Genomic DNA, 20,051 nt, shown 5'->3' with positions numbered 1-20,051 from the left:
AGCTGAATTTTAATTGGCCTTTATATTTGTGGCCGATGAGGCGTCTCCTTCTTCATTTCCTTTCGGGCGCCGGTTATTCCGGTTTCGGTTGTTGTGCCGGTTTCCGTTGTTTTCCGCTTTGCCCGAAGGCGGGTTCGGCGTGCTTGCTTTTGCTACCATCGGGAGTTTTTTCGATGCCGGTTGTTTGGATACAGGTACCGGAAGCTTGGCATTGGCTTGCTTCTGAGCTTCGTTACCTTTGTGCTCTGTACGTTCACCTTTGTTCTTAGCCTTTTTGCTGGATTGGGCAGAAGCTTGAGGAGCCGTGGATGTAGCGTTCCCGTTTGCATTGGATTTGGGCTCGGCATTGTTTCTTGCCTGAGCTTCCGGGTTATTGTTGTTCCGGTTTTCTCCTCCTTTTTTCTTCTTTTTCTTGTTTTTGCTCTTATCGAAGCGGGTTACGCTTTCCTGCTCCAGCAAGTCTTTCGATTTCGTTGAATCGGTGCTTCCTTCATCAGAAAGTTTGGCAGGTTTTTCTCCTTGCTTGTTCTTGTTGATGATTTCGAAAGCACGCTTTGCCGGGATAGTCACTTCATTGGCAAGGAAATTCTTGTCGGTCGAGTAGGTGATGGTTCCTTCCAGAATGTCTGCTTTGAAATAATAATAGGTGGCATCTGCGGTTTCCAGTGTGATTTCCTTACTGGGCAGGCGCTTTTGGCATTCCACGTAGGCATCCACTTCATAGTTGAGGCAACATTTAAGTTTGGCGCATTGTCCTGCCAGCTTTTGCGGATTGAGCGAAATGTCCTGATAGCGTGCGGCACTGGTCGATACCGAAACGAAGTTGGTCATCCACGTGGCACAACATAATTCCCGTCCGCATGGACCGATCCCTCCGATACGTCCGGCTTCTTGGCGTGCCCCGATTTGTTTCATCTCGATACGCACGCGGAACGCTTCTGCCAGTACCTTAATCAGCTGGCGGAAGTCCACACGTTCATCGGCGATGTAATAGAAAATGGCCTTGTTCCCGTCTCCTTGGTATTCCACGTCACCGATTTTCATTTGCAAGCCCAATTGCAGGGCGATTTGGCGCGAGCGTATCATGGTATTGTGTTCGCGGCTTTTGGCTTCGTGGTATTTTTCCATATCAACGGCTTTGGCTTTCCGGTACACACGGCGTATTTCGGCATCGGGTTTGATGTTGGCTTTACGCATCTGGAGGGGTACCAGGCGTCCGGTTAACGTTACGGTTCCGATGTCGTGTCCCGGACTGGCTTCTACCGCTACGATGTCTCCTTTTTCCAATTTCAGGTGGTTGCTGTTCTTGTAATATCCTTTTCGGGTGTTTTTGAACTGCACTTCCACCATATCTTCCATTTCGGCATTGCCCGGCACATCTGCCAGCCAGTCGTAGGTGTTCAGCTTGTTATCTTGTTTTCCGCAGCCCTTGCAACTGAGCGAGCCGCTTCCGTTTTTCAATATAAATTTATTCTCCATATAAGTATTCTTTTGGACTCTTAAGTTCTGGTTGTGTTCCAATTGGCAAACTTAAAAGCCGATTTCTTATTTTTTTACTAACCATACAATAATCTTCAGTACGAAATCGAAGAAGACGAATTTCGGGTTCGCGTTTTGTTCGATATGCCGGATGGCTTCCTGCAATTCCGTGCTGATGCCTATTACATTCCGCTCGTTGATGAACGGGGCAAAACGTGTGGTGAATTGTTTTTCTTCACGTGCCATGTAGTTCATTTCCGGATGCCGGAAGTTAGAGATAAAACTTTCGCGTACCATGTGTTCGCAATAGTTCAGGAAATTTTTCTGGCGTTCGCGCCCCATGGCGGCAACCTGCTCGCTCCATCCTTTCAGCTCTTTCAGCTTCCGGGCGTATGCCAGGCGCATGAGCGAGGTGAACAGGTCGAAATACATCCGGTGTTCTTCGCCCAAATGGATATTCTCGATAGCCGTGATGACGCTCCCTTCTGAGAGGTGGGCTATTTCGCGGCTGTCCTCAGGCGTGAGCATATAACGCGAGGAGAGCATTGAGGCGATATCCGTTTCGTGCAGGGGCGGGAGGCGGAACCGTTGCATGCGGCTTGTCAGGGTAGGCATCAGCGTGTCGGGCGCTTCGCTTACCAGCATGAATACCGTCTGGGCAGGAGGCTCTTCCAAAAGCTTGAGCAGCTTGTTCCCGCATTCGGCGTTCATCTTTTCCGGAAGCCAGACTATCATGATTTTATATCCTCCGCGCGATGATTTCAGGGAAAGGGCACGCTGGATTTCATCGCTTTCGCTCACGAATATTTGGGCTTGCTGGTTCTCGGTGCCGATGCGTGCCAGCCATTGGTGGAACGTGAAGTAAGGCGTGTCCAGCAATTGTTGCCTCCACTCGTTCAGGAAATCCGCCGATACCGTGTCACGCCCGCTTTTGCGCTTGATGACCGGAAAGGCGAAATGCACGTCGGGATGAGCATATTTGTTCATCATTTGGCACGAAGGGCATTTTCCGCACGCATCCTCCTCGCCGGGATTTTCGCAGGTGAGGTATCTTGCCAGCGCTAATGCCAACGGAAGTTTCCCGCTTCCCGAAGGTCCGCAAAAAAGCATGGCGTGAGGGACGCGCCTTTCATGCGCCAACGTCAGGAGATGTTGTTTCGCTTCGTTCTGCCCTATGATGTCCTTGATGTACATAGTTAATAAATGGCTTTTGCTACACGGCTTACGCTCTGTGCCGCTCCTACGGTATAGAAATGGATGCTGGGTACGCCGTGTGCCATCAGTTCGCGGCATTGGCTGATGCACCATTCCACGCCTACTTCGGCGGCTTCGGCATCGGTCTTGCATTTCATCGCTTCCGATACCAGTTCCTGAGGCAGGTCGACCTTGAATGTCTTCGGAATCACCGAGAGTTGGGAAAGCTTGCCGAAAGGTTTGATGCCGGGGATGATGGGCACGTTGATGCCTTCTGCACGGAGCCTGTCCACGAAGGCGAAATATTTCTGGTTATCATAGAAAAGCTGGGTCACGGCATATTGCGCTCCCGTTTCTATCTTTTTCTTCAGCCAGTAAATGTCTTGTTCCATGTTCGGTGCTTCTTCGTGCTTCTCGGGGTAACATGCCACGCCGTATCCGAAGGGGTGTACGGGTTGTTTGATGGGCGATCCGTCGACGAAAATGCCTTGGTTGAAGTCGTTTATCTGTGCTTCCAGTTCGATGGCATGGCTGTATCCGCCTTCCTCGGGGGTAAATGCCGACTGGTGTTTCGCCTTGTCTCCGCGGAGGACCAGCAGGTCGGTGATGCCTAAGAATTGCAGGTCGAGCAGCATGTACTCGATGTCTTCGCGTGTGAACCCGCTGCACAATACGTGGGGTACTACGGGAATGCCGTATTTGTTTTGGATAGCGGCGGCTACGGCTACCGTACCCGGACGCCGGCGGATGCGTTTCCGTTCGAACAATCCGTTCCCCAGCTCGGTATAGACGTATTCGCTCCGGTGGGTGGTGATGTTGATGTATTTCGGATCAAATTCGCGGAGCAGGTCGATGGTTTCATACACTTTCTCGATGCCTGTTCCCTTTAAGGGGGGGAGGATCTCGAACGAGAAAGCGGTCTTCTCCGATGCTTTGATTAATTCAATTACTTTCATTTTTATTCCTGTTATCGTACGATGTGATTTCCAAAGGCAAATATAGTGGATTTTATTCGTTTCACAATGGATTTGGAGGTTCCCAATGTAAAAATCTGTTATAGCCGGGAGTTTTTGAGGTGAACGGTCCGTTTGTAAATGCATATAGCTCCGTGCGCGCACGGAGCTATATGCATCTGGTTATTCAATTGCTTGCGTCTGCCGGAGGTGTTAGCTTTCCGGTTTGATGGGCTTGTATTCAGGAACGAGTGCTTTCATGATAATCCATCCGATGAGGTATGCCACCGAGCAGATGCAGAAGATGATGAAATATCCTGCCGGCTTTCCCGTAAAGCCCATAAAGGCGAGCTGGGTGTTGGCGGCATAGTCGAACAGGACTCCCGAACCCATATTGATGAGCGAGGAGCCGATGCCTCCCGCCATGCCTCCGAAGCCGATGATAGTGGCGATGGCGTTTTGCGGGAACATGTCGCTTACGGTGCAATAGATGTTGGACGACCAGGCCTGGTGTGCCGCTCCGGCTATGCCTATGATGATAATCGGATACCAGTACGAGTAAGCTCCCAAAGGTTGCGCCAAAAGGGTAAGAATGGGGAAGAAGGCGAAGATGAGCATGGCGCGCATACGTCCCTTATAGGGGTTCATTCCTTTCTTTTCCACGAAATAGGTAGGAAGCCAGCCTCCGATGATGGAGAGCATCGTGATGGCATAGAGGACGAAGATGAGCAATTGTGCCATCGGGGCGTTAGAGGGCAGGTGGTAGACATCGCTCAGGTAGGCGGGGGTCCAGAACAGGAAGAACCACCAGATGCCATCGGTCAGGAATTTGCCCACGGCGAATGCCCATGCCTGTTTGTAGCGGATGCATTGCAGGAAAGACATCTTGGGCAGGTTTTCTCCCTCTGAGGAGGCTTGTGGCTCTTCTTCTTCTTCATTTTGTTCGATGTATGCCAGCTCGGCTTCGTTCACCCAACGGCTTTCGCGCGGGCGTTTGTAGAGGAATACCCAGAAGCCCATCCATACGAAGCCTAATGCACCGATGATGACGAATGCCATTTCCCAACCGTTTCCTACGCCTAAATCGCGGAAATAGCTTGCCAGGGTAGGGATGCTGACCGGGGCGACAAGTGCGCCGATTGCCGCTCCGCTATTGTAGATGCTGGTGGGGAAAGCACGGTCTTTCTTCGGGAAATACTCGGCGGCTACTTTTGCCGCTACGGGGAAATTGCCCGCCTCGCCAATGGCAAGGATACACCGTGCGGCGATGAAGAAATAGACGCTTATGGTAGCGATGCTTAATGCCAGGGCTGAGCCTGCTTCGGCTTGCTTTAACGCTTCTACGTTGTCCACGCCTACCCACCATTCGGTGGCGATGCCGCAAAGGGCATGGAGGCAGGCGCCTAATGACCAGATTCCGATTGTCCAGAGGTATCCTTTGCGTGTGCCCATCCAGTCGATGACCCGTCCGGCAAAAAGCATTCCGGCGGCATAGACGATGGCGAATACGCCGGCTATGAACCCGTAATCGGTATCGGTCCAGTGGAATTCGGGTGCGATGAAGTCTTTCCATGTGAGCGAGAGGACTTGCCGGTCCATGTAGTTGATGGTGGTTGCCATAAAAAGCATAAAACAGATGGTCCAGCGGAAGTTGGTCATCTTGATAGGTTGTGTTTTCATGATGGTCTGTGTTTTTTATTTAATATGCCGCGCGATACTTTCCTTCTTCTCTGTCTTCCAGAATATTAAGGTAGGATGCATAGCGTGATTCGCTGATGTAATGGTTCTCTACGGCTTCGCGTACGGCGCAGCCCGGTTCGTGCCGGTGGGTGCAGTTTCCGTACTTGCAATGCGCGGAGAATTCGAAAATCTCTTTGAAGTAATGGCTCACTTCTTCGTCTTTCATGTCGAAGGTGCCGAATCCTTTGATGCCCGGTGTGTCGATGATATATCCTTCGCCTTCTACGGGGAACATTTCAGAAAAAGTCGTGGTGTGCATGCCTTTGTTATGGGCTGTGGATATTTCTCCGGTTTTCAGGTGTGCTTCGGGCAGGATGGCATTGATAAGCGTTGATTTCCCTACGCCCGAATGCCCTGAAAAGAGGGTGATTTTCCCTTTCAGTTCTTCCTTTATTTCATTGATTCCTTCATTATTGAGGGCAGAAATGCGGAAGCAAGGATATCCGATATGGGTGTAAAGGTGAATAAGCCCTTCCAAATAGCGCAATTCGTCTTCTGAATAAAGGTCGGTCTTGTTGAATACCAGTGCTACCGGCACCCGATAGGCTTCGGCGGAAGCCAAGAAACGGTCGATAAAGATAGTGGAGGTTTCGGGATAATTGACGGTCACCACCAGCATGCACAGGTCGAGGTTGGCTGCAATGATATGCGATTGCTTGGAGAGGTTCGAAGCCCGGCGTATGATGTAGTTCTTGCGGTCTTCTATTTCGGTGATGAAGGCGGTCCCTTCGGGGTTCAAGGCGATTTGCACACGGTCGCCCACCGCAATAGGATTGGTGCTGCGTATTCCTTTCAGGCGGAAGTTCCCTTTTATCTTGCATTCAATCTGCTTCCCGTCTTCGGTCTTTACCACATACCAGCTTCCTGTGTTCTTGATGACTAATCCTTTTTCCAACGCTTTTTGTTTTAGTTGACAAGGTATGAGTTGACAAGTTGACAAGGTTTTAGGTGCTTTGGGGTATTCTAAGCCTTGTCAACCCGTCATCTCGTTTCCTTGTGTTATACAGTCATGATTTCTTTGTCTTTAGCGGCGAGCAAGTCATCGATTTGCTTGATATACTTGTCGTGCGTCTTTTGAAGCTTTGCTTCCGAATTCTTCTGCTCGTCTTCGGGCATACCGTCTTTTACGGCTTTCTTCAGGGCGTCGATGGCATCGCGCCGTGCGTTGCGTACGCTTACTTTAGCCGTTTCCCCTTCGCCTTTGCATTGTTTGGCGAGTTGTTTACGGCGCTCTTCTGTCAATGGAGGGATGCCGATGCGGATAATTTCGCCGTTGTTTTCGGGCATGATACCCAGGTCGGAGTCGATAATCGCTTTTTCGATGATGCGGAACATGCTCTTGTCCCACGGCTTGATGGCGATGCTCCGTGCGTCGGGGGTAGTGACCGCCGCTACATTATTAATAGGAACCATGCTTCCGTATGAATCTACACGGATGCCGTCAAGCAGACGTACATCGGCTTTTCCGGCGCGGATATGTGCCAAAGCATCTTCCAGATACATGATTGCCATATCCATTTTTTCTTCAGCGCTGCTGAGGATAGTTTTAGAATCTGCCATATTCTTGTTGCTTTTAAATATTTTGTCGATAAGTTTATGTGAACAAAAATAGGGGATTTTTTATTCTCTTGCAATAGTTTGTGAAGATTTTCGCTGGAAAGTGTGCAATCATCCGTCCTTTGACGCTTGTTTTCGGCTTCGCGGGCATGAACTTTGACGGATTATTCCAAAAAAAACGCCGAATATGTTTGTTTATGGAAAAATGTTACTATATTTGCGAACGACAAAACAATTATACATGAACCGGAACAATCTACATATCATTCTGATGTGTGCCACGGGGCGTATGTCCCTCTATACATCTGCCACTGGGATGACCCCTCGGGGTTGAGCGGTTGTATAATGGTGTTTCTACGTGATACACGCCTGTGGACGCAGGCATTTCTTCATTTTTATGATTCAATAATAAGTGTTTATAATTCATCGCACACAGATGAAACGGATTTTTTTAAGGGTTCATCGTGTGCCATCAATTAGTTTTATCGAACAATCGTATGAAAGTATTGAAATTCGGCGGAACGTCGGTAGGCTCCGTCAACAGCATGTTGAATGTAAAGAAAATAGTTGAGGCGATAGATGATAAGGTAATCGTAGTGGTTTCGGCGTTGGGAGGCATCACCGACAAGTTGATAAAGACTTCGAACATGGCGGCATCGGGCGATTCGGGATACGAGAAAGAGATGAAGGAAATCGTGAACCGCCACATCGAAATGGTTTATACGGTGATTCCTGCGGGCGAGAAACGGGAGTTGCTCCTCGATTGTGTGAATGAGCTGCTGAGCGAATTGAAGGATATCTTTCAAGGCATTTATCTGATACGCGACCTTTCGCCCAAGACCTCGTCGACCATCGTAAGCTATGGCGAGCGTTTGTCTTCCATCATCGTGGCTACGCTCATCGACGGGGCACAATGGTTCGACTCCCGCCTGTTCATCAAGACGGAAAAGAAGCACAACAAGCATATCCTCGACTCGGAACTGACCAACCGTCTGGTGCGCGAGACCTTCCGTGAGATTCCGCGCGTATCGTTGGTGCCGGGCTTTATCTCGTCGGATAAGGATACGGGCGAAGTGACTAATTTGGGCAGGGGCGGTTCTGATTATACCGCTTCTATCATCGCCGCGGCGCTGGATGCCGATGTGCTGGAGATATGGACGGATGTGGACGGGTTTATGACCGCTGACCCGAGGGTCATCAGCACCGCTTACCCCATCACCGAGCTGAGCTATGTGGAGGCGATGGAGCTTTGCAACTTCGGCGCGAAGGTGGTTTATCCGCCTACTATCTATCCGGTATGCCATAAGAATATACCTATATTAATAAAGAATACATTCAATCCCGACGCTCCGGGCACTATCGTGAAGCAGGAGGCAGACCATTCTTCGAAAGCCATCAAGGGCATTTCTTCTATCAACGACACGTGCCTCATTACGATGACCGGACTGGGTATGGTAGGCGTTATCGGCGTGAACTACCGCATCTTCAAGACCCTGGCGGAGAACGGCATCAGTGTGTTCCTCGTATCGCAGGCTTCTTCGGAAAACTCTACTTCTATCGGCGTGCGCAATGAAGATGCGGCACTTGCCTGCAAGGTGCTCGATGAAGAGTTCGCCAAGGAAATCGAAATGGGCGAAATCAGCCCGATGAAAGCCGAGGGAGGGCTTGCTACGGTAGCTATTGTGGGTGAAAACATGAAGCATACGCCGGGCATTGCCGGAAAGCTCTTCGGTACGCTGGGGCGGAACGGCATTAACGTGATAGCCTGTGCGCAAGGTGCGTCGGAAACCAATATCTCGTTTGTGGTAGAAGGCGGTTCGCTCCGCAAGACCTTGAATGTCATCCACGATTCGTTTTTTCTTTCCGAATATCAAGTGCTGAACCTTTTCATTTGCGGCATCGGTACGGTGGGGCATAGCCTGATAGACCAGATACACAGCCAGCAGGAACGCTTGAAGCAGGAACGGGGACTGAACCTGAAAATCGTGGGAATCGCCAACGGGCACAAGGCAATGTTCACCCGTGCGGGAATCGACCTTGCCCATTACCGCGAGGAACTGGAAGAAAAGGGCATGCCTTCATCGGTGCAGGTATTGCACGATGAGATTATCGGGATGAATATCTTCAACTCGGTGTTTGTGGATTGTACAGCCAGCCCCGAAATCGCTTCCTTGTATAAGGATTTCCTGGGGCATAACATCTCGGTGGTGGCGGCGAACAAGATTGCGGCTTCTTCGGATTATGAGATTTATGCCGAACTGAAGCGCATAGCCCGCCATCGGGGCGTGAAGTTCCTCTTCGAGACCAATGTGGGAGCAGGGCTTCCGGTCATCAATACCATCAATGACTTGATTAACAGTGGAGACAAGATATTGAAAATCGAAGCCGTGTTGAGCGGTACGCTGAATTACATTTTCAATGAAATCAGTGCCGACGTGCCTTTGAGCCAGACCATCCGGAACGCGAAGGAGCAGGGGTATTCCGAACCCGACCCGCGCATCGACCTGAGCGGGACCGATGTGGTGCGCAAGCTGGTCATCCTGGCACGCGAGGCGGGATATTGCCTGAATCAGGAAGATGTGGAGAAACACTTGTTCATTCCCGACAGCTTCTTCGAAGGGTCGCTGGATGACTTCTGGCGCAAGATACCTTCGCTGGATGCCGATTTCGAGGCACGCCGCAAGGTGTTGGAGCGTGAAGGCAAGCGCTGGCGGTTCGTGGCACGCTTCGAAGGCGGAAAGGGAGTGGTAGAACTGGTAGAGGTAGACCGCCATCATCCGTTCTACGAACTGGCGGGAAGCAATAATATCATCTTGCTTACCACCGAGCGCTATAACGAATATCCGATGCTTATCCAAGGCTATGGAGCCGGTGCGAGCGTGACCGCCGCCGGAGTGTTTGCGGATATTATGAGCATTGCGAATATATAGTTGATAAGGTATAAGGTGACGGGTCACCTGGTATCTTGTCGCCTTAAAAAGAAAAGCAACATGAAACATCTGATTATATTAGGAGACGGGATGGCGGATTGGGCTGTCCCCTCTCTGGGAAACAAGACTTTATTGCAATATGCCCATACGCCCTGCATGGATATGCTGGCACGCATGGGACGCACCGGAATGCTGAAGACCGTAGCCGACGGGTTTCATCCGGGAAGCGAGGTGGCGAACATGTCGGTAATGGGGTACGACTTGCCTACGGTGTACGAGGGACGCGGGGTGTTGGAAGCCGCCAGCATCGGAGTCGATTTGGAGCCGGATGACATGGCGATGCGCTGCAACCTGGTATGCATAGAGGGCGATATCCTGAAGAACCATTCGGCAGGGCACATCACCACCGAAGAAGCCGACGAGCTGATTCGTGCCTTGGAAGAACGCTTAGGCTCCGACCGTATCCATTTCTATACTGGCGTGCAATACCGGCATTTGCTGGTGGTGAAAGGCGGAAACAAACACGTGGCTTGCGTGCCTCCGCACGACATCCCGTTGCAGCCCTTCCGCCCGAATCTGGTGAAGGCGTTGGTTCCCGAAGCGCAAGAAACCGCCGATTTGCTGAACGGGCTGATTATGGCTTCGCAAGACTTGCTGGCTTCGCATCCGCTTAACCTGAAACGGATGAGCGAGGGCAAAGACCCGGCGAACAGCATCTGGCCCTGGAGTCCCGGTTATCGCCCGAAGATGGAGCCGTTGGCGAATAAATACCCCTCCATCCGCAAGGGCTCGGTGATTACGGCGGTCGACCTCATCCGGGGCATCGGACGCTATGCCGGACTCCGGTGCATCGATGTGGAAGGTGCTACGGGACTTTATACCACCAATTACGAAGGCAAGGCACAAGCCGCCATCGATGCCCTGAAGACCGATGATTTCGTTTACCTGCACATCGAAGCAAGCGATGAGGCAGGACATGAGGGCGATGTAGACTTGAAGTTGAAGACCATCGAATATCTGGACCAGCGTGCCGTTAAACCCATTTGGGAAGTGGTAAAAGACTGGGACGAACCGGTGGCGATAGCCGTGCTTCCCGACCATCCGACCCCGTGCGAATTGCGCACGCATACCGCCGAGCCGATACCTTTCTTGATTTATTATCCGGGCATTGAGCCGGATGCGGTGCAGGCATACGATGAGGTGTCGTGCCGGGAAGGCGGATACGGCATGTTGGAAAAAGACGAGTTTATGAATTTATTTATGAATAGCTGAAACTTTCACCACAGATTATGAAATATTACAGTACCAATAAGCAGGCTTCCGACGCTACACTGGAAGAAGCCGTAGTGCGCGGACTGGCAGGTGACAAAGGGCTTTACATGCCCCGCGAAATCAAGCCTTTGCCCGCATCGTTTTACGATGAGATAGAAAACCTTTCGTTTCAGGAAATCGCTTACCGCGTGGCGGACGCTTTCTTCGGAGAAGATGTGCCGGCGGATGTCTTGAAGCAGATTGTATATGACACCTTGAGCTTTGATGCGCCGGTGGTGAAGGTGAAAGACAATATCTATTCGCTGGAGCTCTTCCACGGGCCTACGCTGGCGTTCAAGGACGTGGGCGGACGCTTTATGGCACGCCTCTTGGGCTATTTCATCCGCAAGGAAGGAAAGAAGCAGGTCAATGTACTGGTAGCTACGTCGGGCGATACGGGAAGTGCCGTGGCAAACGGTTTCCTGGGTGTGGAAGGCATTCGTGTGTATGTGCTTTACCCGAAAGGGAAGGTGAGCGAGATACAGGAAAAGCAGTTCACCACGCTGGGGCAGAACATCACCGCCATTGAGGTGGACGGCACGTTCGACGATTGTCAGGCACTGGTGAAGAACGCGTTTATGGACGAAGAGCTGAAGGCGCACATGCAGCTGACCTCTGCCAATTCCATCAATGTGGCGCGCTTCTTGCCTCAAGCTTTCTATTATTTTTACGCTTATGCCCAGATGAAGAAGCAGGGCAAGGCGGACAATCTGGTCATCTGCGTGCCCAGCGGGAACTTCGGAAACATTACGGCAGGGCTTTTCGGCAAACGGATGGGGCTTCCGGTAAAACGCTTTATCGCCGCCAATAACCGCAATGATATTTTCTATCAATACTTGAAGACGGGTGTCTATACGCCGCGTCCTTCGGTAGCGACCATTGCCAATGCCATGGATGTGGGCGACCCCAGCAACTTCGCCCGTATCCTCGACTTATACGGAGGAAGCCACGAGGCTATTTCCGGCGAAATCAGTGGCGAGACTTATACCGATGAGCAGATTCGCGAAACCGTGCAGAAGGCTTACGAGGAAACCGGATACCTGCTCGACCCTCACGGGGCGTGCGGCTATCGTGCGCTGGCGGAAGGCTTGAAGCCGGGCGAAACGGGAGTGTTCCTCGAAACAGCCCATCCGGCAAAGTTCTTGCAGACGGTGGAAGCCATTATCGGAACCAAGGTGGATATCCCCGAAAAGCTTCAGGCGTTTATGCGCGGCACGAAGCAAAGCGTCCCGATGCCGAAAGACTTCGCTTCATTCAAGGCATACTTGATGAAACAGTAATGATACCTGTGCGGTATGGATTTTTATTACGTCGGATTACAAATCCGGCGTGACAAATATCATGTAGTAGAGACGTCACATTGTGGCGTCTCCGCCGTCCGCAGGGGATACACTGCATGTTTCCCTACTTTTAACGTGGATGCCGAGACGCCACGATGTGACGTCTCTACTAAAAACAGGCATAAACAAGAACTTAAAAACTAATATATGATTATTATCGGAATAGCCGGAGGGACGGGCTCCGGGAAGACTACAGTAGTGAAAAGTATCATCGACAGCCTTCCGGCGGACGAGGTGGCATTGCTTCCGCTCGATTCGTATTACAAAGACAGCAGCCATGTGCCGGTAGAGGAGCGTCAGAACATCAATTTTGACCATCCGAACGCTTTCGACTGGGACTTGCTCTCGCGTCAGGTGGAGATGCTCAGGCAAGGGAAAGCCATCGAACAGCCGGTGTATTCGTACCTGACGTGCACGCGCCAGCGCGAGACCGTACACATCGAGCCGCGTAAGGTGGTGATTATCGAAGGCATCCTTGCCCTGAGCGACAGGAAGCTGTGCAGCCAGATGGACTTGAAAGTGTTTGTCGACGCCGATTCGGACGAGCGGCTGATACGGGTTATCCAGCGCGACGTCATCGAGCGCGGACGTACCGCCGAGGCGGTGATGGAACGCTATATGAAGGTGCTGAAACCCATGCATCAGGAGTTTATCGAGCCTGCCAAGCAATATGCCGACATCATCATCCCGCAGGGCGGGCATAACCGGAAAGCGATAGAGATTCTGAAGATGTATATCGAAAAAATCATCGGACGATGAAGCCGCTCGCCCTCTTCTGTATAGCGTGTGCCGTGCTGCTGGTTTCCTCCTGCATGGGGAAACGGGGCACGGTGGGCGGAGAGGCGGACACCGACCTGCCCGATATCCGCGAGCGGGGAGAGCTGACGGTGCTTACCGTCAACGGCTCTACCTCGTATTTCAATTACCGGGGCGAACCGATGGGGTTCCAGTACGAGCTGGCGCAGCAGTTCGTCCGTTCGTTGGGCTTGAAAATGAAGCTGAAGGTGGTGAACAATACCGCCGAGATGGTGCGCTGCCTGATTCGGGGGGAGGGCGACCTGATTGCTTACAACCTCGACATAACGCCCGCGTGGAAGGATAGCCTGATTTATTGCGGCGAAGAGAACATCACGCATCAGGTGATTGTGCAACGCCGGAGCCGGGACGGGCTGAAAGACGTGACCCAGCTGATAGACAAGGACGTGTATGTGAGCCCGGGAAAATATTACGACCGTCTGGTGCACCTCAACGAGGAACTGGGCGGAGGCATCCGCATCCATACGGCAGACGCCGACAGTGTTTCGGCGGAGGACTTGATTACGTGGGTGGCAGAGGGGAAAATAGACTATACAGTGGCTACCGACGAGGTGGCTAAAATCAACCGCACGTATTATCCCAACCTGGACATCAGCCTGGTCATCAGTTTCGACCAGCGCTCTTCGTGGGCGGTAAGGAAGACATCGCCCTTGCTTGCAGAGGCGGCGGACAAATGGCACCGCGAGAACATCAATTCTCCCGAGTTTAAGGCGAGCGCACGGCGGTATTTCGAACTGAACAAGCAGCCTGCGCACGGCTCTATACTTTCGGTGAAAGACGGGAAAATCTCGCATTACGATGATTTGTTTCGCAAGTACGCCAAGGAAATCGGGTGGGACTGGCGCCTGCTGGCTTCGCTGGCTTATACCGAATCGAATTTCAATCCTAATGTCGTGTCGTGGGCAGGGGCGAAAGGACTGATGCAGCTGATGCCCGCCACGGCTCATGCCATGGGAATCCCCAAGGGGAAGGAGCAAGACCCCGAAGAAAGCATCAAGGGAGGCGTGAAATACATCGCCCAGCTTCAGAAACTGTTCCGCAAGGTGGCGGATAAGGACGAACAGGCAAAGTTCGTGCTGGCGGCATACAATGCTGGGGCGGGGCATATCACCGATGCCATGGCATTGGCGAAGAAGTATGGGAAGAACCCTTACCTGTGGGAGCACCACGTAGCCCACTACGTCTTGCTGAAGAGCAACGAGGAATATTACCAGGACCCTGTCTGCAAGAACGGCTATTTTCGGGGTACGGAGACCTATAATTTCGTGCGTGACGTCATCGGCCGTGCCGAGATGTATCAGGCGAAAATCAAGCGGTAATCCGCACGTTATGTAATCAGATTCACTTTTGCAAAGGTACAAAAAAGTTTTGGATTATGCAAGCGTCTTCGGGGGGCGCGGCGCAGCTATATGCTACTCGTCCAGCATATAGTTGGAATGGCTTGTGCATATATATTCGCTTTTCTTACGTGTGGTTCATGCGGTGTGACAATTGTGACAATTGTGACAACGTGACAATAACGTTTTTCGAAAATAAGCGTGACGTGTTAAAAAAAAGTATATCTATATATTATATATTATATATATTTATATATAATATATAAATTTTTAGTCACACATTTTCTTCGTGGGATGAAAAATCATTTTTAGTTATTGTCACATTGTCACAATTGTCACACTCCTCGCACTCTTCTGTTTGTGTATATCGTTGATTTACAATGCACAATTCAAAAAGCCTGTTTTGTTAACAGATTTTTACACCTTAGCGATACCTGGTTTTTGGTTGTCTGGACAGAATGCTGTAACTTTGCATTTGTAATCAGTTTTTCACACATCGGGGGCAGATACCTTTTATCTGAATTGCTCTATGACTTTGTTTAGTTCGGCTGCTCCCATGGCGCCGCTCTGCCTCCACAGCTGTTTTCCGTTTTTGAAAATCAGGAGGGTAGGGACGGACTGCACGACATAGTGGCGCGCGATTTGCGGGTTCTTGTCGATGTCGATTTTTACAATCCGTATGTTGTCTCCCTGCATCTCTTTCAGTTGTTTCAGAACAGGAGCCATCGACTTACAGGGGGCGCACCATTCGGCATAAACGTCTACCAGTACGGGGACGGGCGATGAAATCAAGTCTGCAAATGTTTCCATGATGATTCGTTTTAATGATTCGATATATAGTGGTAACGCCCGAAAGGGGGAAATTGTTCGCAGGCAGGAATATATATTTACGATTTGACTATTTGCGAAGTACGATTTTAGTTAATAAAATGTTTCTTGCGAAAGGTAGATGGAACACAGAGACACAAAGGCACAGAGCTTTATTTTTTTGAGGAATATAGTCCAAAGCAAAGTGCCGATTCTATGTACCTTGACTTTTCTATATTTATTCTCTGTGTCTCTGTGCCTCTGTGTTCTATTAAAGAAGCGTATTTCGTAAATACGGCGGCTTTCTTTTATTTCTTTTCCGGGTTGTAGCGGGCGTTCAGTCCTTCTACGATTTCATCGGTGATGTTGAAAGCCGGGTCGGCATACAGCAGGTTGTCGAATCCGGTATTGCTGATAATCAGGCTGTAGCCTTTGTCTTTGTTGTATATTTTCAGGAACGAGTTGATAGAGTCGCGCAGCTGCAGGCTGTTTTTCTGGTTTTCCATTTGCAGTTCGTTGGTCAGCTTTTCCTGCAACTGTTGCAAGTCGCGTTGTTTTTGGCTGATGCGCAGGTTTTCCTGTTCGGCGCGTTCACGGCTTGCGAAGCCGTTGTTTTCCAGTTTGCGTTGGAATTCGCGCATATCGTTGTCCAGGTCTTTGGCTTTTTCGTTCAGCGTAGTGCGGATGTTTTCCTCCTTCTGAATCATCAGTTCGTTCAGGTCGTTCCAGAAACGGTATTTGGTCAGCAGGGAATCGATTTCCACGTATGCGATTTTCATGCTTCCGGGTACGGTTGCCGTTACTTGTGAACTGTTGTTGTCGGCTGCTTTCTGGTCTGTACATTGAGCGAACATCAGCACGAAAGCCAATGCCATAAATCCATTCAGGATATGCTTCATCTTTTTCATAATGTTTTAAGTATCTTAATTATTAATTGTTTTCTTTTGCTTGCGTTTTTCCTGCTCTTTCCCGTTCGGCTATGGCATGCGGGTTAGGGCGCCTTGCCTCCCGGTCTTGCGACTGCACGCAACCGATGCCTTTTTCTCTTAACGCCTTGTTTCCGCTGACGTGCGTATTCGGAAACCGTCCGTTCTTTTTAAAGAGTAGCTTCACCGATAATAGTGCGATGCAGATAGCAACTATTAACACTGTAATCAGGATAGTCTTCAGCATTTCCATTAATTTTGTGGTGCAAAGATATACTTTTTGTTATCTAAACAGGACGTTTGCCCGGGAAAAAAGCGGGCAAACCCCTTGTTTGCTTGAGTTTTTAACTTATTTTTGCGGATGAATAGGAAATAAACATGATTATGGAGAAAAAAGATTTGAAACCTGCCGTTGTCTTCCGGTACTTCGAAGAGGTATGCGGGGTGCCCCGTCCTTCGAAGAAAGAAGAGAAAATCAGAGCGTATTTACTGGAGTTTGCCCGGAAGCATGACCTGTCTGTCAAGACGGACGAAGCCGGGAACGTATTGATAGCGAAACCTGCCACGCCGGGAATGGAAGGCCGGAAGGCGGTGATTCTGCAATCGCACATGGACATGGTGTGCGAAAAGAACAAAGACACGCAGCATGATTTCGACACCGACCCGATAGAGACTTACATAGACGGGGAATGGCTGCGGGCGAAGGGCACCACGCTGGGTGCCGATAACGGCATCGGGATTGCCGCTGAACTGGCGGTGCTGGCTTCGGACGATGTGGAGCACGGTCCCCTTCAGTGCTTGTTTACCGTGGACGAAGAGACGGGGCTGACCGGAGCTTTCGCCTTGAAGGAAGGGTTTATGGAGGGGGATATCCTCATCAACCTCGATTCGGAAGACGAAGGCGAGCTGTTTATCGGATGTGCGGGAGGCGCGGGCACTACGGCTGTGTTCCCTTGTACGATGACGGCTGCCCCCGAAGGGTATTTCTTCTTCCGTGTAGCCGTGAAAGGGCTGACCGGAGGGCATTCGGGAGACGATATCAACAAGGGCCGTGCGAACGCCAACAAATTGCTGAACCGTTATCTGGTGCAGCTGATGCGTAAATACGATTTGCGCCTGTGCGAGATAGACGGAGGAAACCTGCACAACGCCATTCCGCGCGAGGCGCATGCCGTATGTGCCGTGCCGATGGCATGCAAGGAAGCGGTACGGGTGGACCTGAACGTGTACCTGGCAGAGGTGGAAAACGAGTATGCCGTGACCGAGCCGAACCTGCAGATGGAACTGGAGTCGGAAGCTCCGCGTGCCGAGGTGATGGATGCCGGAGAGATGAAACGTTTCCTGCTTTCGCTTTATGCCGTCCACAACGGGGTGTATGCCATGAGCCAGGATATTCCGGGACTGGTGGAAACATCGTCGAACCTGGCTTCTGTAAAGCAGGCGGACGGATCCATCAAGGTGGTGACCAGCCAGCGCAGTTCCATCCTTTCTTCGCGCGTAGACATGTCGCAGATGGTGGGTGCCGCATTCGAGCTGGGCGGCGCTACGGTGGAGACGGGCGATGGTTATCCGGGCTGGAAGCCGAATCCGTCTTCGGAGATCTTGCAGGTTGCGGTGGAAAGCTACAAGCGTTTGTTCGGGACAGAGCCAAAGGTAAAAGCCATCCATGCGGGCTTGGAGTGCGGTTTGTTCCTCGAGAAGTATCCTTCGCTCGATATGGTTTCGTTCGGACCCACTTTGCGCGGCGTGCATTCGCCCGACGAGCGTATGCTGATACCTACGGTGGATAAGTTCTGGCGTCACCTGCTGGATGTGCTGGCGCATGTTCCGGTGAAGGCGTGACAAGGAAATCGAACGCAGAGCCGCAAAGACGCAGAGGGATATTTTAAAAAGCGTTTGTTACGCCGGATTGCAAATCCGGCGTGACAAGTATGACAAGGGACGTCTCTACTACATGCCGTATTTTCGCACACCTTTCAATTTTGTCCTGCTATAATTTTATTCAATCTGCGTAAATCTGCGTTTATTTATATGGAACGTATTTATAAGCTAATGAACAATGAGTCCTGCCTTAACTAAAATCGGTGTCTTTCTGTGCTTGTCCGTATGGTCTGTGTGCTGTTTTGCGCAGGCGCCTTTCCGGGTGATGCATTACAACGTGGAGAACCTGTTCGATTGCCGGGACGATTCCCTCAAGCAAGACGAAGAGTTCCTTCCGCGGGCGGTCCGTGCCTGGACGTGGAAGAAATATCACGAGAAGGTGACGAAGATAGCGAAGGTCATCCTGGCGGCTTCGGGAGAGCAGGTGCCCGACCTGGTAGGGCTGTGTGAGGTGGAGAACGCGTATTGCCTGGACGGGTTGACGAAATATTCTCCCTTGCGTGATGCCGCCTACCGCTATGTGATGACCGATTCGCCCGACGAGCGGGGCATCGATGTGGCATTGCTTTACCAGCCCGCAACGTTCCGGCTAATCGGTACGGAATGCATCCGTGTTCCTTCCGGACAAATCGGGCGCAAGCCTACGCGCGACATCTTGCACGTGAGCGGGCGTGTGGTTTCGGGCGATACGCTCGATGTGTTTGTCTGCCATTTCCCTTCCCGTTCGGGCGGGGCGCGTCAGAGTGCGCCTCACCGCTTGCTGGCGGCAAGTGTCTTGCGCCAGGCGGCGGATTCTGTATCGGCTGTCCGCCGGAATCCTTACCTTATTATAATGGGGGACTTCAACGATTATCCTTCCAGCCCTTCGGTTTCCGAAGCGTTGGGCGCGAAAGAAGTGCCTCGTACGGATGTTTCCTCTTCTGTGCTCTATAACCTGATGGCAGGGAAAGCAGGCGGCACGTACCGGTATCGGGGCGAGTGGGGGATGCTCGACCAGTTTATCGTGAACGGCACGATGCTTTCTCCTTCGTCCGCCCTCTGTACCGGAGCGGATAGGGCCCGTCCGCTGGCATTCCCTTTCCTTCTTGAAGAGGACAGGCAATACGGGGGCGACACGCCTTTCCGCACGTATAAGGGCTTGCGCTATTACGGCGGATATAGCGATCATCTTCCCATTTGCCTGGATATTACGGTCAGATACTGAGCCCCATGATGTAATCGTTCATGTAGAAGCCGTTTCCGATGTGTGTGTCTTCTTCGCGCACTTTTTCCATGCCCATGTGCCGGTAGAAGCCTAATGCCGGGTTCTCGCGGTTTACGTTCAGTTCCATGCGGCACGGTCCGGGGTGCAGTTCCTTGATGCCTCGGACGGCTTGCCCGAACAGGAGTTTTCCCAAATGGTGTTTCTGGTATTGCGGGAGCACGTAAATCTTTTGCAGGTGGAAGAGGCCTTCTCCTTCGGGCTGGATAGAGACGTATCCCGCTCCCTCGTTTTCTCTGAAAGCTATGTAGTAAATGTGCCCTTCTTCTGTCATTTGCTTATGCAGGTTTTCGGGCGAGTACATCCAGTCCATCATGTAGACGATTTGTTCCGGCGTCAGGATGTCCTTGTAGGTGGCGGGAAAGGCTTCCCATGCCAGCTTGTTAATCAAGGGGATGTCTTCTAAGGTGGCTTTTCTGATGGTAAACATAGTGTTTTCGTTTTTTCTCTGCAAAGTTATTCCTTTTTCGTTATTGATGTGCTTTTGAAATGGAAAAAAGAACACAGAGACGCAAAGAC

Annotated in this window: 17 protein-coding genes; 7 read left to right on the top strand and 10 right to left on the bottom strand. The window is 51.1% G+C overall.

What is annotated here, in order from left to right; genetic code table 11:
- Window positions 1-9: 9 nt before the first annotated feature.
- From BACSA_RS06925 to frr, 6 genes are all read right to left on the bottom strand, one after another.
- On the bottom strand, window positions 10-1,479 hold the full coding sequence (locus tag BACSA_RS06925) for a PSP1 domain-containing protein (protein ID WP_013617390.1): 1,470 nt from the start codon (window positions 1,477-1,479) through the stop codon (window positions 10-12).
- Window positions 1,480-1,545: 66 nt separating this feature from the next.
- The gene (locus BACSA_RS06920; protein ID WP_013617389.1) at window positions 1,546-2,673 is read right to left on the bottom strand and encodes a DNA polymerase III subunit; all 1,128 of its coding nucleotides are present in this window, start codon (window positions 2,671-2,673) and stop codon (window positions 1,546-1,548) included.
- Between the two features lie 2 nt (window positions 2,674-2,675).
- A complete protein-coding gene (metF, locus tag BACSA_RS06915; protein WP_013617388.1) occupies window positions 2,676-3,629 on the bottom strand; it encodes a methylenetetrahydrofolate reductase [NAD(P)H] in 954 nt (317 codons plus the stop codon).
- A gap of 210 nt (window positions 3,630-3,839) precedes the next feature.
- Window positions 3,840-5,306 (bottom strand): MFS transporter, encoded by a 1,467-nt coding sequence (locus BACSA_RS06910; RefSeq protein ID WP_013617387.1) that lies wholly within the window; start codon window positions 5,304-5,306, stop codon window positions 3,840-3,842.
- Between the two features lie 19 nt (window positions 5,307-5,325).
- Window positions 5,326-6,261, bottom strand: a complete 936-nt coding sequence (rsgA, locus tag BACSA_RS06905) for a ribosome small subunit-dependent GTPase A (protein WP_013617386.1) — start codon at window positions 6,259-6,261, stop codon at window positions 5,326-5,328.
- Between the two features lie 104 nt (window positions 6,262-6,365).
- On the bottom strand, window positions 6,366-6,926 hold the full coding sequence (frr, locus tag BACSA_RS06900; protein WP_013617385.1) for a ribosome recycling factor: 561 nt from the start codon (window positions 6,924-6,926) through the stop codon (window positions 6,366-6,368).
- A gap of 494 nt (window positions 6,927-7,420) precedes the next feature.
- On the opposite strand from frr, the gene thrA reads away from it, so the two are divergent.
- From thrA to BACSA_RS06875, 5 genes are all read left to right on the top strand, one after another.
- On the top strand, window positions 7,421-9,853 hold the full coding sequence (gene thrA / locus BACSA_RS06895; RefSeq protein ID WP_013617384.1) for a bifunctional aspartate kinase/homoserine dehydrogenase I: 2,433 nt from the start codon (window positions 7,421-7,423) through the stop codon (window positions 9,851-9,853).
- Window positions 9,854-9,913: 60 nt separating this feature from the next.
- Window positions 9,914-11,125 carry a cofactor-independent phosphoglycerate mutase gene (locus tag BACSA_RS06890; protein ID WP_013617383.1) on the top strand — a complete coding sequence of 404 codons (1,212 nt, stop codon included), beginning with the start codon at window positions 9,914-9,916 and terminating at the stop codon, window positions 11,123-11,125.
- A 17-nt stretch (window positions 11,126-11,142) separates the two neighbouring features.
- On the top strand, window positions 11,143-12,444 hold the full coding sequence (gene thrC / locus BACSA_RS06885; RefSeq protein ID WP_013617382.1) for a threonine synthase: 1,302 nt from the start codon (window positions 11,143-11,145) through the stop codon (window positions 12,442-12,444).
- Between the two features lie 207 nt (window positions 12,445-12,651).
- Window positions 12,652-13,263, top strand: coding sequence for a uridine kinase (udk, locus tag BACSA_RS06880; RefSeq protein WP_013617380.1), 612 nt, complete (start codon window positions 12,652-12,654; stop codon window positions 13,261-13,263).
- Window positions 13,260-14,639 (top strand): MltF family protein, encoded by a 1,380-nt coding sequence (locus BACSA_RS06875; RefSeq protein WP_013617379.1) that lies wholly within the window; start codon window positions 13,260-13,262, stop codon window positions 14,637-14,639. Before udk ends, BACSA_RS06875 begins: the two co-directional genes overlap by 4 nt.
- Window positions 14,640-15,170: 531 nt before the next feature.
- On the opposite strand, the gene trxA is transcribed toward BACSA_RS06875, so the two are convergent.
- From trxA to BACSA_RS06860, 3 genes are all read right to left on the bottom strand, one after another.
- On the bottom strand, window positions 15,171-15,467 hold the full coding sequence (trxA, locus tag BACSA_RS06870) for a thioredoxin (RefSeq protein WP_013617376.1): 297 nt from the start codon (window positions 15,465-15,467) through the stop codon (window positions 15,171-15,173).
- Window positions 15,468-15,772: 305 nt separating this feature from the next.
- On the bottom strand, window positions 15,773-16,372 hold the full coding sequence (locus tag BACSA_RS06865) for an OmpH family outer membrane protein (protein WP_041583924.1): 600 nt from the start codon (window positions 16,370-16,372) through the stop codon (window positions 15,773-15,775).
- A gap of 22 nt (window positions 16,373-16,394) precedes the next feature.
- Window positions 16,395-16,637 carry a hypothetical protein gene (locus BACSA_RS06860; RefSeq protein WP_013617374.1) on the bottom strand — a complete coding sequence of 81 codons (243 nt, stop codon included), beginning with the start codon at window positions 16,635-16,637 and terminating at the stop codon, window positions 16,395-16,397.
- Window positions 16,638-16,774: 137 nt separating this feature from the next.
- On the opposite strand from BACSA_RS06860, the gene BACSA_RS06855 reads away from it, so the two are divergent.
- Both BACSA_RS06855 and BACSA_RS06850 read left to right on the top strand, forming a co-directional pair.
- Window positions 16,775-18,232, top strand: a complete 1,458-nt coding sequence (locus BACSA_RS06855) for an aminoacyl-histidine dipeptidase (RefSeq protein WP_013617373.1) — start codon at window positions 16,775-16,777, stop codon at window positions 18,230-18,232.
- Window positions 18,233-18,449: 217 nt separating this feature from the next.
- A complete protein-coding gene (locus BACSA_RS06850; protein WP_013617372.1) occupies window positions 18,450-19,475 on the top strand; it encodes an endonuclease/exonuclease/phosphatase family protein in 1,026 nt (341 codons plus the stop codon).
- On the opposite strand, the gene BACSA_RS06845 is transcribed toward BACSA_RS06850, so the two are convergent.
- Entirely contained in the window at window positions 19,465-19,962 is a 498-nt protein-coding gene (locus tag BACSA_RS06845; RefSeq protein ID WP_013617371.1) for a GNAT family N-acetyltransferase, read from the bottom strand. The two genes, BACSA_RS06850 and BACSA_RS06845, sit on opposite strands and share 11 nt — an antisense overlap.
- Window positions 19,963-20,051: the final 89 nt, after the last annotated feature.

This window comes from Phocaeicola salanitronis DSM 18170 (assembly GCF_000190575.1).
GTDB classification, from domain to species: Bacteria; Bacteroidota; Bacteroidia; order Bacteroidales; family Bacteroidaceae; genus Phocaeicola; species Phocaeicola salanitronis.
The sequence above is the reverse complement of the archived record's forward strand: the minus strand, read 5'-3'. Positions and strand labels throughout refer to the sequence as shown.